Origin of the sequence: Actinoplanes sp. DH11 (genome assembly GCF_020873875.1) — a bacterium.
Classification (GTDB): Bacteria; Actinomycetota; Actinomycetes; order Mycobacteriales; family Micromonosporaceae; genus Actinoplanes.
The window spans coordinates 97610-111444 of the sequence record NZ_JAHWGU010000003.1; the positions used below are offsets into that span (position 1 = coordinate 97610).

At 72.5% G+C, this 13835-nt stretch carries 16 protein-coding genes and 1 pseudogene; 9 read left to right on the forward strand and 8 right to left on the reverse strand.

Annotated elements, in window-relative coordinates; genetic code table 11:
* Window positions 1-391 precede the first annotated feature (391 nt).
* Window positions 392-889, reverse strand: coding sequence for an NUDIX hydrolase (locus LPA41_RS05460; RefSeq protein ID WP_229068824.1), 498 nt, complete (start codon window positions 887-889; stop codon window positions 392-394).
* A gap of 333 nt (window positions 890-1222) precedes the next feature.
* Here LPA41_RS05460 and LPA41_RS05465 point away from each other — a divergent pair.
* Window positions 1223-1942, forward strand: a pseudogene (locus LPA41_RS05465) (cytidylate kinase family protein); the annotation flags it as partial.
* Window positions 1943-2075: 133 nt separating this feature from the next.
* On the opposite strand, the gene LPA41_RS05470 reads toward LPA41_RS05465, so the two are convergent.
* Window positions 2076-2765, reverse strand: coding sequence for a class I SAM-dependent methyltransferase (locus LPA41_RS05470; protein WP_229068825.1), 690 nt, complete (start codon window positions 2763-2765; stop codon window positions 2076-2078).
* A 132-nt stretch (window positions 2766-2897) separates the two neighbouring features.
* Here LPA41_RS05470 and LPA41_RS42905 point away from each other — a divergent pair, with 132 nt between their 5' ends.
* The 3 genes from LPA41_RS42905 (at window position 2898) to LPA41_RS05485 (ending at window position 5541) form a co-directional block, all read left to right on the forward strand.
* The gene (locus tag LPA41_RS42905; protein ID WP_229068826.1) at window positions 2898-4055 is read left to right on the forward strand and encodes a histidine kinase; all 1158 of its coding nucleotides are present in this window, start codon (window positions 2898-2900) and stop codon (window positions 4053-4055) included.
* A gap of 8 nt (window positions 4056-4063) precedes the next feature.
* Window positions 4064-4702 carry a response regulator transcription factor gene (locus tag LPA41_RS05480; RefSeq protein WP_229068827.1) on the forward strand — a complete coding sequence of 213 codons (639 nt, stop codon included), beginning with the start codon at window positions 4064-4066 and terminating at the stop codon, window positions 4700-4702.
* Window positions 4703-4884: 182 nt separating this feature from the next.
* Window positions 4885-5541, forward strand: coding sequence for a DedA family protein (locus LPA41_RS05485; RefSeq protein ID WP_229068828.1), 657 nt, complete (start codon window positions 4885-4887; stop codon window positions 5539-5541).
* A gap of 71 nt (window positions 5542-5612) precedes the next feature.
* Here the strand turns inward: LPA41_RS05485 and LPA41_RS05490 are convergent, their stop codons facing one another.
* Window positions 5613-6734, reverse strand: a complete 1122-nt coding sequence (locus LPA41_RS05490) for an FAD-dependent monooxygenase (protein ID WP_229068829.1) — start codon at window positions 6732-6734, stop codon at window positions 5613-5615.
* Window positions 6735-6799: 65 nt separating this feature from the next.
* Here LPA41_RS05490 and LPA41_RS05495 point away from each other — a divergent pair, with 65 nt between their 5' ends.
* Entirely contained in the window at window positions 6800-7477 is a 678-nt protein-coding gene (locus LPA41_RS05495; RefSeq protein ID WP_229068830.1) for a TetR/AcrR family transcriptional regulator, read from the forward strand.
* Here the strand turns inward: LPA41_RS05495 and LPA41_RS05500 are convergent, their stop codons facing one another.
* Window positions 7478-8326: a copper homeostasis protein CutC gene (locus LPA41_RS05500; protein ID WP_255689281.1), complete on the reverse strand. Its 849-nt coding sequence runs from the start codon at window positions 8324-8326 to the stop codon at window positions 7478-7480.
* Window positions 8327-8342: 16 nt separating this feature from the next.
* Here LPA41_RS05500 and LPA41_RS05505 point away from each other — a divergent pair, with 16 nt between their 5' ends.
* The 4 genes from LPA41_RS05505 to LPA41_RS05520 are packed head-to-tail and all read left to right on the forward strand — an operon-like array spanning window position 8343 to window position 10892.
* Window positions 8343-8642: an SAV_915 family protein gene (locus tag LPA41_RS05505; protein WP_229068832.1), complete on the forward strand. Its 300-nt coding sequence runs from the start codon at window positions 8343-8345 to the stop codon at window positions 8640-8642.
* Window positions 8639-8920, forward strand: a complete 282-nt coding sequence (locus LPA41_RS05510; protein WP_229068833.1) for a hypothetical protein — start codon at window positions 8639-8641, stop codon at window positions 8918-8920. Before LPA41_RS05505 ends, LPA41_RS05510 begins: the two co-directional genes overlap by 4 nt.
* A complete protein-coding gene (locus LPA41_RS05515; RefSeq protein ID WP_229068834.1) occupies window positions 8920-10065 on the forward strand; it encodes a WXG100 family type VII secretion target in 1146 nt (381 codons plus the stop codon). The genes LPA41_RS05510 and LPA41_RS05515 overlap by 1 nt, the downstream gene beginning before the upstream one ends.
* An 11-nt stretch (window positions 10066-10076) precedes the next feature.
* The gene (locus tag LPA41_RS05520; RefSeq protein WP_229068835.1) at window positions 10077-10892 is read left to right on the forward strand and encodes a hypothetical protein; all 816 of its coding nucleotides are present in this window, start codon (window positions 10077-10079) and stop codon (window positions 10890-10892) included.
* Between the two features lie 20 nt (window positions 10893-10912).
* On the opposite strand, the gene LPA41_RS05525 is transcribed toward LPA41_RS05520, so the two are convergent.
* The 4 genes from LPA41_RS05525 to LPA41_RS05540 all read right to left on the reverse strand — a co-directional run bounded on the left by LPA41_RS05525 (window position 10913) and on the right by LPA41_RS05540 (window position 13830).
* On the reverse strand, window positions 10913-11452 hold the full coding sequence (locus LPA41_RS05525) for a YsnF/AvaK domain-containing protein (RefSeq protein WP_229068836.1): 540 nt from the start codon (window positions 11450-11452) through the stop codon (window positions 10913-10915).
* 97 nt (window positions 11453-11549) lie between these two features.
* Window positions 11550-12347 (reverse strand): ABC transporter permease, encoded by a 798-nt coding sequence (locus LPA41_RS05530; protein ID WP_229068837.1) that lies wholly within the window; start codon window positions 12345-12347, stop codon window positions 11550-11552.
* On the reverse strand, window positions 12344-13249 hold the full coding sequence (locus tag LPA41_RS05535) for an ABC transporter ATP-binding protein (RefSeq protein ID WP_229068838.1): 906 nt from the start codon (window positions 13247-13249) through the stop codon (window positions 12344-12346). Before LPA41_RS05535 ends, LPA41_RS05530 begins: the two co-directional genes overlap by 4 nt.
* A complete protein-coding gene (locus LPA41_RS05540) occupies window positions 13249-13830 on the reverse strand; it encodes a helix-turn-helix domain-containing protein (RefSeq protein WP_229068839.1) in 582 nt (193 codons plus the stop codon). Before LPA41_RS05540 ends, LPA41_RS05535 begins: the two co-directional genes overlap by 1 nt.
* Between the last annotated feature and the right edge of the window lie 5 nt (window positions 13831-13835).

Sequence of the window (13835 nt, forward strand, 5' to 3'; positions counted from 1 at the left end):
CTTCCGCCGTCGATACCAGTACTGACTGTCCTTTGCCATCGAGGTGTGTCCCTCGTGCCGGCCACTTTGTCCCAGTCCAGGTTTGCGCCATCGAAGTTTGTCGAGTGGGTCGGTAGCTGAGCGGCATGATCTTGTAGCTTCCGCCGCAGTCGGGGGCCGGCGCCCACTGCCGCCAGGACGCCAGTTTGGGTGCGGATCTATGTTCCTCACCAGGACGTTCAGCTGCATCCGGTCGAGCTCTAGGCTTGCCACCGCCCCGTTTGTTCTCCGGTGCAAACTTCATGATCCAGCCGAAGCTCACGCCGGTGACAGATGATCGGGCACGGATTCATAGCTGCGCGGTAGCCCAGTACCGCCCTCGCCTCGCTGTGCGGTCGCCGGCCCCCGACCGCTAAGGGCCAATACCCGGTACGGGGCGGCCGTCCTCCAGATAGCGCACCCGTTTCGCCTTCCAGGCGGCGCGTACCCGACGCCGGACTGGTCCACTGAGCAAAGGCAGCGCCGCGTCGATCGGCAGGATCCGGCTTTCGGCGATCTCGACCGGCTGGATGACCACCGTGTTCAGGACCTCGTCGTCGAAGACGCCGCAGTCGAAAAGGAACCGCATACCACCCGGACGGTCAGGCCGTGGGCGGCGGAAGTCAACGCACGCGAGTCGCCCCGTGGTGACGTCGAGGCCGCACTCCTCCCTGGTTTCGCGGCGACACGCATCCCAGGGTGACTCGCCGATCTCGACGACCCCACCCGGGATCGTCCAGCCGCCCTTGTACGTCGGCTTCAGGATGAGCAATCGGCCCTTGCGGCCACGAATCAGAGCTCCGGCCGAGGCCGGGATGGTCGGGAGTGCGAATGTCAGCTCGGGTAGCTCACCGGGGTTGCCGTCGCTCATGGACAGCATGCTAGATCCGGCACGATCGATCGGCCGCGCCGGATGTCGCTGCGGCGGCGGGCGAGGCAGAAGGGGCGGCGTGGTGTTGCTTGCCTTCCGCTCGGTCGCGGTCGCTGGACAAGGGGCTGCGGTCGGCTGCGGTGGGTCCGCGCGGCGGTGTTGATCTGCTAGCGATGCGAATTCGCGGTTTCAACCCCTTGATCACAGCGATTTCGTAGCGCCAGCAGATCAACATCTCGGCCCGGCGGCGCGTGAATGGCATCTCGGGTGCTCGCGGACGCCCGAGGAGGGCGACGGCCCGGGGCGCGCTGGCGAGCCCGCTATGGTGGGTCGATGATCCTGCCTCGGGCAGTAGTCCTCAATGGCGATCTTGGTAGTGGTAAGACGACCGTTTCGGTGATGCTGGCGGAGCAGCTCGGGGTCCGGCGGGTCAGCATCGGTGATCTCTATCGCCGGATGGCCGCGGAGCACGGCATGACCGCCTTGCAGTTCAACCTGCATGCGGAGCTGGACGACAAGGTCGACCACCACATCGACCAGCTGCAGCACGACATCGCGGCCTCCGGCGAACGGTTGGTGGTCGACAGCCGGCTGGCGTGGTATTTCTTCGCTGACGCCCTCAAGGTCCACCTCATCGCCGATCCCGTCGTGGCAGCCCGGCGTGTGCTGGCCCGGCCCGGTGACCCGGTGGAGAAATACGGCAGCGCCGAGGAAGCCCGGCGCCAACTCGCGGATCGCAGCGACAGTGAACGGCAGCGTTTTCTGGCGCGATACGGCGTCGACAAGGCCGATCTCCGCAACTACGACCTGATCTGTGACACCACGAGGGCAACCGCCGAACAGGTCGTCGCGCGGATTGTCGAGACGCTCGAGACGCCTGCCACTGTGCGTCCGGCACCGGCGTGCCACCTCGATCCTCACCGCGTACGCCCCGTCGCGGTGACTGATGATGACGGCGAGATCGTGGTGCTGCACCAGGCGCCCGACTTCCTTGCCGTGCGCGGACACCGGCGGCTGAACGCCGCGGTGCGTGCCGGCGAGACCATGACCCCGATGGTCCTCGCCGATGGCAGCTGACCGACCTCAGTGACGACATCGCGGGCGACGTCGACGCCGCGAAGAGCGCTTACTCGGGGCCGCCGTCCGCGCGCCCGGCGAAGTCATGGTGGAACCGTACGCACCCGGATCAGGCCGCCGGCCGGTCGGCCAGCCCGCGCAAGGCACTGCGCAGGTGCCAGACGTGGGCGGGAGGCAGGTTGGCCCACACCGTCCGCCGGCGGGCGGTGTGCGCTGCCCGCCAGGCCTGGAGCACGGCCTCGACGGCGTCGTGCCGGCGGGCTTGTGCGGGGGCGGAGACGAGGCGGCGAGCGGCCCGGGTCCCGACGTAGGCGAAATAGGTCAGGGTTCCCTCGGGGTGCAGCAGCTCCACCAGCCGCGCCATGATGTCGTTCACCTCGCCCGGCTCGAAATTGGTCATCGGGAGACCGGAGACGATGACGTCGTACCGCCGCTCGGTCGCGAACCGCGACAGGAGCATTTCGTGGATCTCGGCGGTCGCCGCCGCGGAGGTGAGCGGATCCCGGGTGTCGACCAGACGGCGCAGCCGGGCGGCGAACCGCGGGTTCGCCTCGATGATGTCCAGGTTGCTTCCCGTGGGCATGTGGCCCAGCAGCGCCCTCGTCACCGAGCCGGTACCGGCACCGACCTCCAGGACGGTCAGCGGCTGTGCCGGACGGTCCCGTACCGGCGCGGTCAGCACCTCGGCCAGTGCCCTGCCACTGGGCGCGACAGCGCCGACGGTTCGCCGGTCGCGTACCGCTTCGCGCAGGAAGGTCAGCACCTCGGCATGGTTCTCGTGGGTAACCACAGCGTTCATGACCATGACGCTAGGTTCGGGCGCCGCCCGGAAGATCGGCCGATCTGCGACGATGATCCAGTACCAAAGTAGGGGATGTGCATGGTGGATGGTCGACGGGCCGGCTCCCCGCGATCACCTAGGATCAGACGGGTGCGCGAGGTCCTGAACCGATGGCGCAAGCGGTACGGGCGGGCAGCGCTCGTGGTGCTGATGGGCGCCGGCTCCTACTACAACGTCACCTTTTTCGCCCACGGCATGGAGCGGGTGGCCCTGGCGGCGCTGATCCTGCTCTGCACCGGCGCGATGCTCGCGACCAGGCTGCCCTGGTACGTGGCACCGGCACTGCTCGCCGTCGCCTCGGCACGCCTGGGCGTCTCCCTGCTCCCGCTGTTCTGTATCAGCCTCTTCTCCCTGGCGTTCGGACGCCGGGCCCGTGCGGCCGTGGCCCTCGCGGCGGCTGCCCTGAGCGCCAACACCGTCGTGATGCTGGCCACGTCCGTCTGGCCGCTGGCTCAGCTGACGACCGGGGTGCTGCTCTCGTCGCTGTCCATCGTGGCCGGCATGTGGCGCGGCAGCCAGCGACGCAACCTGCAACTGCTGGCCGACCAGGTGGAGCACCTGCGCATCCAGGGCACGCTGCGCGAGCAGGCAGCCCGCAGCGCCGAGCGTTCCCGGATCGCCGCCGAGATGCACGACGTGCTGGCACACCGGCTGAGCTTGATCGCCCTGCACGCCGGGGTGCTCGCCGGGCAACGCGGCACGCTGCCGGAGCGGGTCGCCGATCGGCTCGACCTGCTGCGTACCGCGTCGACCGACGCCTTGACCGACTTACGCGGTGTCCTGGGCGCGCTGCGCACCGAGGACACCGGCTCCGGCACAGCGCCGGTCCTGCGCCCGGTCGAACAGCTTGCCGAGGAAGCACGAGCAGCCGGGCAGAACGTCGACCTGACCGTCGTCGGCCGCCCCGACCAGGCGCCCACCACCCATCGGCTGGCCGTCTACCGCATCGTTCAGGAGGCGCTCACCAACGTTCGAAAGCACGCCGGGCGCGCCCCGGCGACGGTCATCGTCGACTACCGCCCTCCGGAGACGACGGTCGAGGTCACCAATGCCGCCGGTGCGCCGGCGATCGCCACGGTCTCCTCCGGCTACGGACTCGTCGGCCTGCGCGAACGCATCACCGCGCTCGGAGGCCGGTTGGACGCCGGCCGCACCGGGTCCGGCCACTGGTCCCTGGCCGGCCGCATTCCCCACGACGCCCACGCCGACCATCCGGCCAGCACCGACCAGAACGGCTCCCGCCCGTGATCCGAACCATGATCGTCGACGACGACGCCCTCGTCCGGCTCGGCCTGTCCGACCTGCTCGACGGCGACCCCGCCATCGAGGTGGTCGCCCAGGCCGGCGACGGACTCGAAGCCATCGACCACGCCACCGCCCTGCACATCGATGTGGCCCTGGTCGACATCCGGATGCCCCGGATGGACGGCATCACCGCCGTGACCCGGCTGCGCGCACTCCCACGCCCGCCCAAGGTGATCACCCTGACCACCTTCGACCTCGACGACTACGTCTACAACGCGCTCGCCGCCGGCGCCGACGGCTTCCTGCTCAAGGACACCGACCCGGCTGAGATCCTGCGCGCCGTCCACGTGGTCGCCGCCGGCTCCGCCATGCTGCATCCCGCCGCGGCGCGCCGCCTCATCGACCGCTACCACGCCACCACCACACCCCAGGCCGTCGCGGCACGGAAACGGCTCGACCGCCTCACGCCCCGCGAACGCGACGTGCTGGTGCTGCTCGCCCAAGGCGAGACCAACGCCGACATCGCCGACCGGCTGAGCATGCGGGAGAGCACCGTGAAAGCCCACGTCAGCCGGATCCTTGCCGGCCTGGAGGTGACCAACCGCGTCCAGGCCGCGCTGCTCGCCCGCGACGCCGGCCTGATGGCCTGACGGCCTGCCGACGGCGGGCTGATCGAGGGCCCGCCACCCCCGACTTTCGTCGCCGGAGACCGCCGCACAACGGCGGATCCGGCGACGGGCGGCGGCGCGCAGGCTGAAACCATGAACAGTCATTCGGGCCCGTACGCCACCACGAGGCAGCCGGCACCGCGGCGCGACCCCGGGAGTCACCGATGACCGACGTGGCCGGTCTGCTCGCCCACCTGCCCCCGGTAGCCGCGTACGCCGTGCTGGCCTGCGCGCTGCTGATCGAGTCGAACCTGCTCGTCGGCGTGCTCGTGCCGACCATGACGCTGATGCTGAGCGCCGGCGCGCTCGCCCGGGCCGGATATCTGGACCTGTCGCTGGTCGTGGTGGTCGCCGCGTCGTCGGTCGTCATCGCCGACCTGATCAGCCACCGCACCGGGCGGCTCCTCGGCCGGCATCTGCGCACCAGCAGTACCGGCCGGCGGCTGCCCGCGGACGCCTGGGCCCGCGGCGAGGCCCTGATGTCACGGCACGGCGGCCGGGCCCTGCTGGTGTCACGGTTCGTGCCGCTGCTGCGGACGCTGCTGCCGCACGTCGCGGGCGCCACCGGCATGACGTACCGCCGGATGGCGCCGTACAGCATGACGGCAGCCGTCGGCTGGGCAGCCGTCGAGGCCGGCGCCGGGTACGCCGCCGCGACATCCCTGCACCGGATCCTCACCCTCGGCGGCCCGGCCGTCCTCGCCCTGGCCGTGGCCGTGGCGGCCGCCACGGCGGTGGCGTCCCGACAACGGCGCCGGCGGCAGGTCGCGCAGGCCCGTGCGGGCGCCACCGACACCCGGCCGGCGATCCCTGCCGGGTGACGGCCTGCGGCCCTTCGGGCGCTGCCGGCCCGACACTGAGCGGCGTGGGCCGGCGAGCCGGCGGAGACGCGTCAGGCCGGCGGGTGCCAGTCGGCGTGGCGGGCCATCGAGCGCAGAGCCAGACGCGGCGGGATCAGCCGGATCAGAGTGTTGCGGGCCGCCACCGCCAGCGGGTTCTCCAGCTGCTGCCCGAAGCGCCCGATCATGCGGGATGCTTTGGCGACCTGTTGGCTGCGGGGGCGGCGCTGCCGGTCGTAGCGGGACAGCCCGTCGGGCTCGCCGGCCACGGCGGCGAGCACGACGGCGTCCTCGAGGGCCTGGTTGGCGCCCTGGCCGAGGTTGGGTGTCATGGCGTGGGCGGCGTCGCCGAGCAGCACGACCCGGCCGTTGACGTAGGTCGGCAGGGGCTCGTCGAGGCAGGCGAGGTCGTCGCGCAGCACGGCCGGGGTCGCGGCGATCAGCTCCGGGATCGGGTCGTGCCAGTGGCGGAACCGGGCGTCGATCTCCGCGGAGGCGCTGCCCGGGGTGGCGTTGACCGCGCCGTACCAGTAGACGCGCCCGTCCGCGAGGGGCACGATGCCGAACTCGGCGCCGGGGCCCCAGCTGATCCCGACGACGAGGTCGTCGGGCCAGACGGGGGAGATGCCGCGCCAGGCGGTCACGCCGACGTGCACCGGGTCGGCGGCGTCGGGCCACAGCGTCTTGCGGACGGTGCTGCGGATGCCGTCGGCGCCGACGACGAGGTCGGCCCGCAGCCGAGCGGGCCCGTCGGGTCCCTGCCAGGTGACCTCGCCGTCCGCGGTGACGCCGGTGACCGCGGCGCCGGTGTGGACGGTGACGTCGCCGGGCAGGGCGTCGAGCAGGATCTGGTGCAGGGTGGCGCGGTGGATCCCGTACGCCGGGGTGCCCAGCACGCGTTCCAGCCGGTCGGCCTCGACCCGGGCCAGCCAGCGCCCGTCCGCGGTGCGGGTGCCGCCGGACCTGTCGGGGATCCCGCCCGCGCGCACGGCGGCGCCGACGCCGAGCGCGTCGAGGCAGCGCAAGCCGTTGGCCTGCAGCACCACGCCGGCGCCGACGGGCCGGAACGCGGCCGCCCGTTCGAGCACTGTCACCTGCCGGCCGGCTCGGCTCAGGCCCAGGGCTGCGCTGAGTCCGCCGATGCCGCCACCGATCACCACGGCGCTGGATGTCATGACCACTCACCTATTTCTACAGTTGTAGAAGCCATACTACAGCTGTAGAAAGAGGTGATGCCACCATGCCGGCCGACCGGTTCGCGCTCCTGACCGACGCGGCGATCGACGTCCTCGCCGACGAGGGCATGCGTGCCCTGACGCACCGCGCCGTCGACCGCCGCGCCGCCCTGCCCGAGGGCACGACGTCCGCCTACTTCCGGACCCGCAAGGCGCTCATCGAAGCGGTGGTGCGCCGCATCGCCGACCTCGACCGGGTGGATCTGCAGGCCGGCCGGTTGCCCGCCGATGCCGGCGACCCCGCGCCGGACCTCACCGACGTCGCCGCGGCGGCGGCCGCGTTCGCCGGCATCCTCGACGGGTGGATGAGCCAGGGCCGCAACCGGACCCTCGCGCGCTACGCCTGCCTGCTGGAGGCCACCCACCACCCGGAGATCAGGACCATCCTGGCGTACGGGGACGCCTCACGCGCCCAGTCCGCAGCGATGCTGGCAGCCGCCGGAGTCCCCGACCCCGAGCGGGCCGGCCGTCATCTGGTCGCCTGCATCGACGGCCTGCTGTTCGACCGGCTGGTCGGTGCCGGCGCGCGCACCGCACCACCGCCGGGCACCGAGGCCAGCCGCGCCGACCTCACCACCGCCCTCACCGTGGTCCTGCGCGGCTTCCTGGCCCCCGCCCGCCGGGACGAGCCCGGCGATGAGCCCGGCCGGGACGAACCCGGCGGCGAGTCCGGCCGAAACTGATCAGCCCCGGCGCGCCGCGGACGGGCGCAAGGCCGCCAGGAACCGGGCCACCTGAGCCTCGTCGGTGGTCTCCCGGCCGCCCGCGCCGGCCGGTGCGGCGGTACCCAAGCCGACCGTCGCCGTGTCCCGCACGGTGTGTTTCGCCGAGGCGTGCACCGCCCGGACCCCGGTGCGCAGCACGTCGGTCAGCACCTCCGGCCGGACACCGCCACCCGCCATGATCTCGATGCGGCCGGCGGCGGCCCGGACCAGGGCGGCCAGCGCCGGCAGGGCATCGGCCACGGCGTCGGCGCCGGCGGAGGTCAGCACCCGCCGTACGCCCAGATCGGTCAGCACGTCCAAAGCCGCCGCCGGGTCCGGGAGCGTGTCGAAGGCCCGGTGGAAGGTGACGTCGGCGCCGGCCGCGGCGTCGACCACCCGCTTGACCAGGTCGGTGTCGATCCGGTCGCCGCGCAGGCCGCCGACCACGACGCCGTGCGCCCCGGCCGACACGACATGGTGCACGTCGCGGACGATCAGATCGGTCTCGTCCGGTGTGTGCTCGAAGCCGCCCGGGCGGGGGCGCACGAGAACGTGGACGGGCGGGATGCCGGGGGTGGCGACGGCGGCCTCGACGAACGCCAGCGACGGCGTCAGCCCGCCGAGGGGGAGCGCGGCACACAGTTCGATCCGGTCCACCGCGAGGCGGGCGGCCACCGACAGCCCGTGCGTGTCCTGGACGGCGAGTTCGAAAGCGACGTCGTTCAGCGCGGGCTCCAGACGCCACAGGGAGTAGTTGATCTCAGTATCGCATCCCGCGTCGCTTCCCCGGCGCCGACACGGGAGTCGATGGCGTTGCGCCCCACGCATCGATACCGTCGACGGCGTGTCCGAGGCCGAGCGGCGGGACCTTCCACCGTACGTGTACGTGCCGTGCTCTCCCGTCCGCGACGGCGACAGTGACCTGAGCGTCGACCTGCGCCCGACGCGGGACGGCCGGCTCGCGCTGCTGGTCTACTCCGCGCTGGACCGGCTGGTCGACTGCTGCGGCGCCGAGCAGCCGTGGACCGTGCTGCCCGCCACCGAGCTGGAGACGGTCCGGCAGGCGACAGGCTTCGAACTGATCCTGATGGACGTGCGTATACCCGAATACCTGCGGCGCGGCGCGGAAGGGGAGACGCGGTGACCGATCGCCTGGATGTCGACGTGGCCCTGCTCGACGCGATCGCCGAGCGGCTGACCCGTACCGGCGGCGACGTCGACGCGGCCGGCGCCGCCGCACCCGCACCGCCGGACGCGGGTGTGGTGACCGCCGAGGTGGCCGAGGTGCTGGCGCTGCTGTGCGGTGGCGCGGTCCAGCTGACCGGCGCCCTGCGCGACGCCGGTGGCCGGGTGGCCGAGGCGAGCCGGCTGTACGCCGGTGCGGACGCCGGCGGGGGTTCGGCGATCCGCGAGGTGTATTGATGCCCATCGACACCCGCCTCGACGGGCAACCGGAGCAGGTGCGCGCCACCGCCCGGTGGCTGCGTGACCAGCTGGCCTTCGAGGTCGGTGCCGGCGCCACCGCGATGACGACGACCCGGGCCGAGGCGGCGCAGGGATGGCAGGGCGCCGCCGGCAGCGCGTTCGGCGACCGGATGTCGCGGGAGGCGTCGGCGGCCGGGGAACTGCGGGCCACCCTGGAGGACACCGCCGGCCGGCTGACCGAACTCGCGGACCAGCTGGACCGGGCGCGGCAGCACATGGCCGCCGCCCGGGAGGTCGCGGCCAACGGCGGTCTGGCCGTGGACGGCTACCTGATCGGCGATCCGGGCACCGCGCCGGCGGCACCGGACCCGGCCGCCACCCCGGCGGTGCTCGCCGCCCACACCGACGCGGTGGCCGGGTACCAGCGGCAGGCGAACGCCTACGTCGTGGCGGAAGGTGAGGCCCGCCAGGCCGGAGCGGTTCAGCGTTTCCTCGCCGACACCTGGACGAACATGGCTGACGACGTACGCCAGAAATGGTTCCTGATCAGCGGCGACGCCGTCAACGGGTTCGCCGGAGGGCTGCTCGGCGAGCACGTGAGAGTCCTGCGCGCCCACGGTGACAGCGTTCTGGAGCAGGCGAAAAGGCTCGAAGCGCACTACGTGAACTCGCAGGGCGGGTCGGCGCACTCCCGGTCCCTGATCAAGCTGATCTCCGAGGAGACCGCAGCCGGTCGGGCGGCCCAGCAGCGCGCCGCAGCCGCCGGGGCACGTCTCGCCGGCAAGGTTCCGGTGATCGGCGCCGTGATCACCGTCGCCGGGATCGGATACGACATCCAGCGCGGCAAACCCGCGGCCAAGGCGGTTGCCTCCGGTGCCGGTGGCATGGGAGCGTCGATCCTCGGCGGCATGGCGGGCGGCGCCCTCGCCGGGACCATGGGGTTCGGGCCGGTCGGCACGGTGGTGGGTGCGGTCGCCGGTGGTGTCGTCGCCGGGGTGGTGACCAGTGGTGTCATCGACGCCGCCTACGACCGGCTCCCCGACGGGGTTCATGACGCCTTCGCCGAAGGCCAGGCCGCGGTCGGCAAGGCACTCGGCGAGGTCGGCGACGATGCCGGGAAACTGTGGGACAAGATTTTCTAGGGGGAGAGTTCATGGTGGAACCGTCGCCCTGGGAGAAGGCGGGACCGGGCCGTCTGGTAACGGCCTCGTTCGTCTTCGTGGCGCTGCTGGCCCTCGTACTCGTCGTCGTCGCGGTCTTCGCGGTGCTGGACGGCGACCTCGTCGGGGCAGTGGGAAGCGCGGCCATCGCCGTCTACTTCATCACCGTCGTGGGGCTCGGCACCGTGCTCTGGTGGCGGCCGCGCCGAGCCTCGGCGTTGTCCGGCGTGGTCACCGAGGGCGGCGGCCTGACCTTCCGGTACTCCCGGTGGGCGTACTTCTGGGCCGTCGGCACCCTCCTCCTGCACCTCGCCGCGCTGCTGTTGTTCGGTCTGTTCCTGCTTCGCGACGGCGACACGACCGGCCAGGTGATCGCGATCATCTGCTTCGCCGGCGCCGTCTGGTTCGCCCTCGCCGCGCTGCGGCTGCTGCCCGGCGCGCCCGGCCACCTGCGGCTCACCCCGGCCGGGCTGGAACACCGCGGGCACGGCCTGCTGCACCGCCTGCCCTGGGAGTCCGTCGCCGACGTGGGGCCGACGACGATCAACGGCTCCCCGGTCGTCGTCGTGCTGCCTTCGGCGTCCGCACCGGTCGACGTGAGTTTCGCCTGGCCCACCCGCATCGGCGGGCGCCGGGGTTTCCTGCTGCCGTCCATGGTGGTCCGCGGCATGTGGCTGGCCGGCGACCCGCTGACCGTCTACCGCACCGTGCGGCACTACCACGCCAACCCGGAGCACCGCACCGAACTGTCCACCGAGGCGGCCCGCCAGCGCGTCGAACAGGGCCGTTTCGTGCTGCCCCGGCGGTAGCCGGACCCGTACACCTGCCCTCACAGCTCCCGGACAGCACCCTCGCCGGGAAGGTCGGCCTCGATCCGCTCCTTGCGCACCGAACCGGAGATCAGCCGGTCGTCGGTCTCCACCACCTTGGACAGCCGGACCCGCTCCACCGGCACGATCTCGGTGGTGATCACCGGCCGTTCCTCGTGCAGGGTGATCTCGTGGACCACACCGCCGGCCTCGGTCGCGAACACCTCGGCCGGCCCGAAGACGTCAGGGTCGCGCACCGGGCGTTGGTCGGGCTCCGCGATCGGCTCGCGTTCGAGCCGGATGCCCTCGCGACGCACCCGCACGGTGATCTGGACGTCCTCGGTGACCACGAACTTGCGCAGCCGGGCCCGGCCGGTCTCCCACAGCTCGGTGCTGACGACCAGTTCCTCCTCCGAGCGGGTCATGGCGTCGTCACCGCTGCCGGCGAGCGCGGCCGTCAACTCCTGGCGATCCATCCGGTCGGCACCGTGAACGCCCCGGCCGGTCACGCGCTCCCGCAGTTGTTCGGTGGTCATCGCGTCGAAAGCGTCGGGGTTCACGGTGCCTCCGGGGGTCATCGGGTGGTGCGCCTGGGATACCCACCTCCGGTCGGGCTACCCGCCCCCGTCGGGGGACGCCGCACCGGTGCGGCGGAGGTCACGTGATGTCGCGGCGCAGCGGCAGGACGACGGCGACCAGGGCGGCGGCGCCGGCGTAGCAGGAGAGCAGCAGCGCCCCGGCGGCCGGTGGCAGCAGTTGGACGGCGGGGTTCCCGAGCTGCTGGGACATGGCGTCGGCGAGGTAGGTGAAGTCGGTAAGTGCGGCGGTGGCGCCGCCCGGCAGGACCGGGTAGAGCGCGTTGACGCCCGGGATCATCATCAGCAGGGGTTCACCGACGTACAGGTAGCCGATCACGACACACAGCGCGGTGACCTGGTTGCGCAGCAGCGCGCCCACGCCGGCACCGATCAGCAGATAGACCACCATGGCCAGGCCGATGCGGGCGAACAGCGCGAGCACCGTTGCGGTGGGCAGGCCGAGCGGGATGCCGCGGGCGGCGGCCACGGCGAACAGGGCCGCGGCGGCGGTCCCGGCGAGGACCAGCCCGTAGAGCAGTCCCACGAGACCGTAGGTGGCGAGCTTGGCGGCGAGCACCCGCCCCCGGCGCGGCGCGAACAGGAAGGTGACGGCGGCGGTACGGTGCCGGTACTCGGACGTGACGACGAGGGCGCCGGCGGCGGCGGGCACGAACGCGGTGTAGCCCAGGATGCCGAGCAGGGCGCGCAGCCCGGTCCCGGTGTCCAGCCCGGGCATCGGCGGGTCGAAGTTCTCCGGCCCGACGAGCGCCATCGCCCCGATCAGGCCGCCACCGATCAGAGCCGCGGCCAGCAGCAACCCACTCCACAGGCGGGTGGCCAGCATCCGGCGGATCTCGGCTTTCAGCAGGTTCCTCATGTGGTGGCCGCCCTCTCGGTGGTCAGACGCAGATAGAGCTGCTCGAGACTGGTGTGCTCGCCGGCCAGCTCGTGGACCCGCAGCCGGTGCGCGGCGGCGAGGTCGGCGATGCCGGGCGCGTCCAGGCCCTGCACGCGCAGCCGGCCGTCACCGGCAGCGTCGACCCGCGGTGCGTCCCTGCCCGGCCGGCTCGCCCGCAGGACCGCCGCGAGCCGGTCGGCGTCCGGGGAGCTCACCAGCACCGCCGGCGGACCGGCCAGCCGCGACAGCGGCCCGGCGGCGACGAGTTCGCCCTGCCGGATCACCACCACGTCGTCGACGAGCTGCTGGATCTCGCTGAGGACGTGGCTGGAGACCAGGACGGTACGTCCCTCGCCGGCCAGCCCGCGCAGGAACTCCCGCAGCCACCGCATCCCTTCGGGATCGAGGCCGTTGCTCGGTTCGTCGAGCACCAGCACCGACGGGTCGCCGAGCAGCGCGGTGGCCAGGCTCAGCCGCTGCCGCATGCCGGTGGAGAACTCGCGGGTACGGCGGCCGGCGGCGTCGCCGAGCCCCAGCAGGCCGAGCAGTTCGGTGACCCGGCTGTCCGGGTGACCGCCCATCGCGGCGTAGACGCGCAGGTGGTCCCGGGCGGTGTGGCCGGGGTGGAACGCGCTGTTCTCGAACACCGCGCCGACGGTGCGCGACGGGTGCGGCAGCTCCCGGTAGGACCGGCCGTCGATCGTCGCGGTGCCCGAAGTCGGCGACACCAGGCCGGTCAGGACGCGCATCGCGGTGGTCTTGCCGGCGCCGTTGGGACCCAGGAAACCGGTGATCACGCCCGGCGCGACGGCGAACGACAGATCATGGACGGCGGTGACCCGGCCGTACCGCTTGGTCAGGTTGGTGATCTTGACTGTCATCACGCGTTCCCTTCGGTAGCGTCGTCCGGCGCCGGGCGGGGGAGCGGGTCGGTCGGCACCAGCACGGTGGCCAGCAGGCGGGGCACCCGGCCCGCGCCGGGCTCGTTGCCGAGCAGCGGCCCGATGACCTGGTTGAGGTCGGCGGACAGCTTGGCCAGTTCCGCGTCGGTCAGATGCAGGACGACCTGCTGGTAGCCGGCACCGTCCGCCGCGACGTCGACCTCGTCGCGGGCGAGGTAGCGGGAGAACTCCGACAGCAGACCCGACACGAACGCGGTGAACCAGCGCGCGTGGTCCGCCGGCGTCGCGCTGCCCAGGGCCGCCGCGTCGGGCGTCACCCCCTGCGCGGGCAGCGCATAGACCCGCTCCACGGCGCCGCGCACCCGGCGTTGCTCCACCACCTCCATCAGGCCGGCGTCGACCAGGGTGGACACATGCCGGTACAGCGTGGCGTGCGGGACGTCGGGCAGCAGGGCCACGAGGTCGTGCGTGGTGAGCCGGGCGCCGGCGACGGCCCGCAGGATCCGGATCCGCACCGGGTGCAACGCCACGTCGAGTCGATGGTCTCCGGTCCCCGTCATGGGAA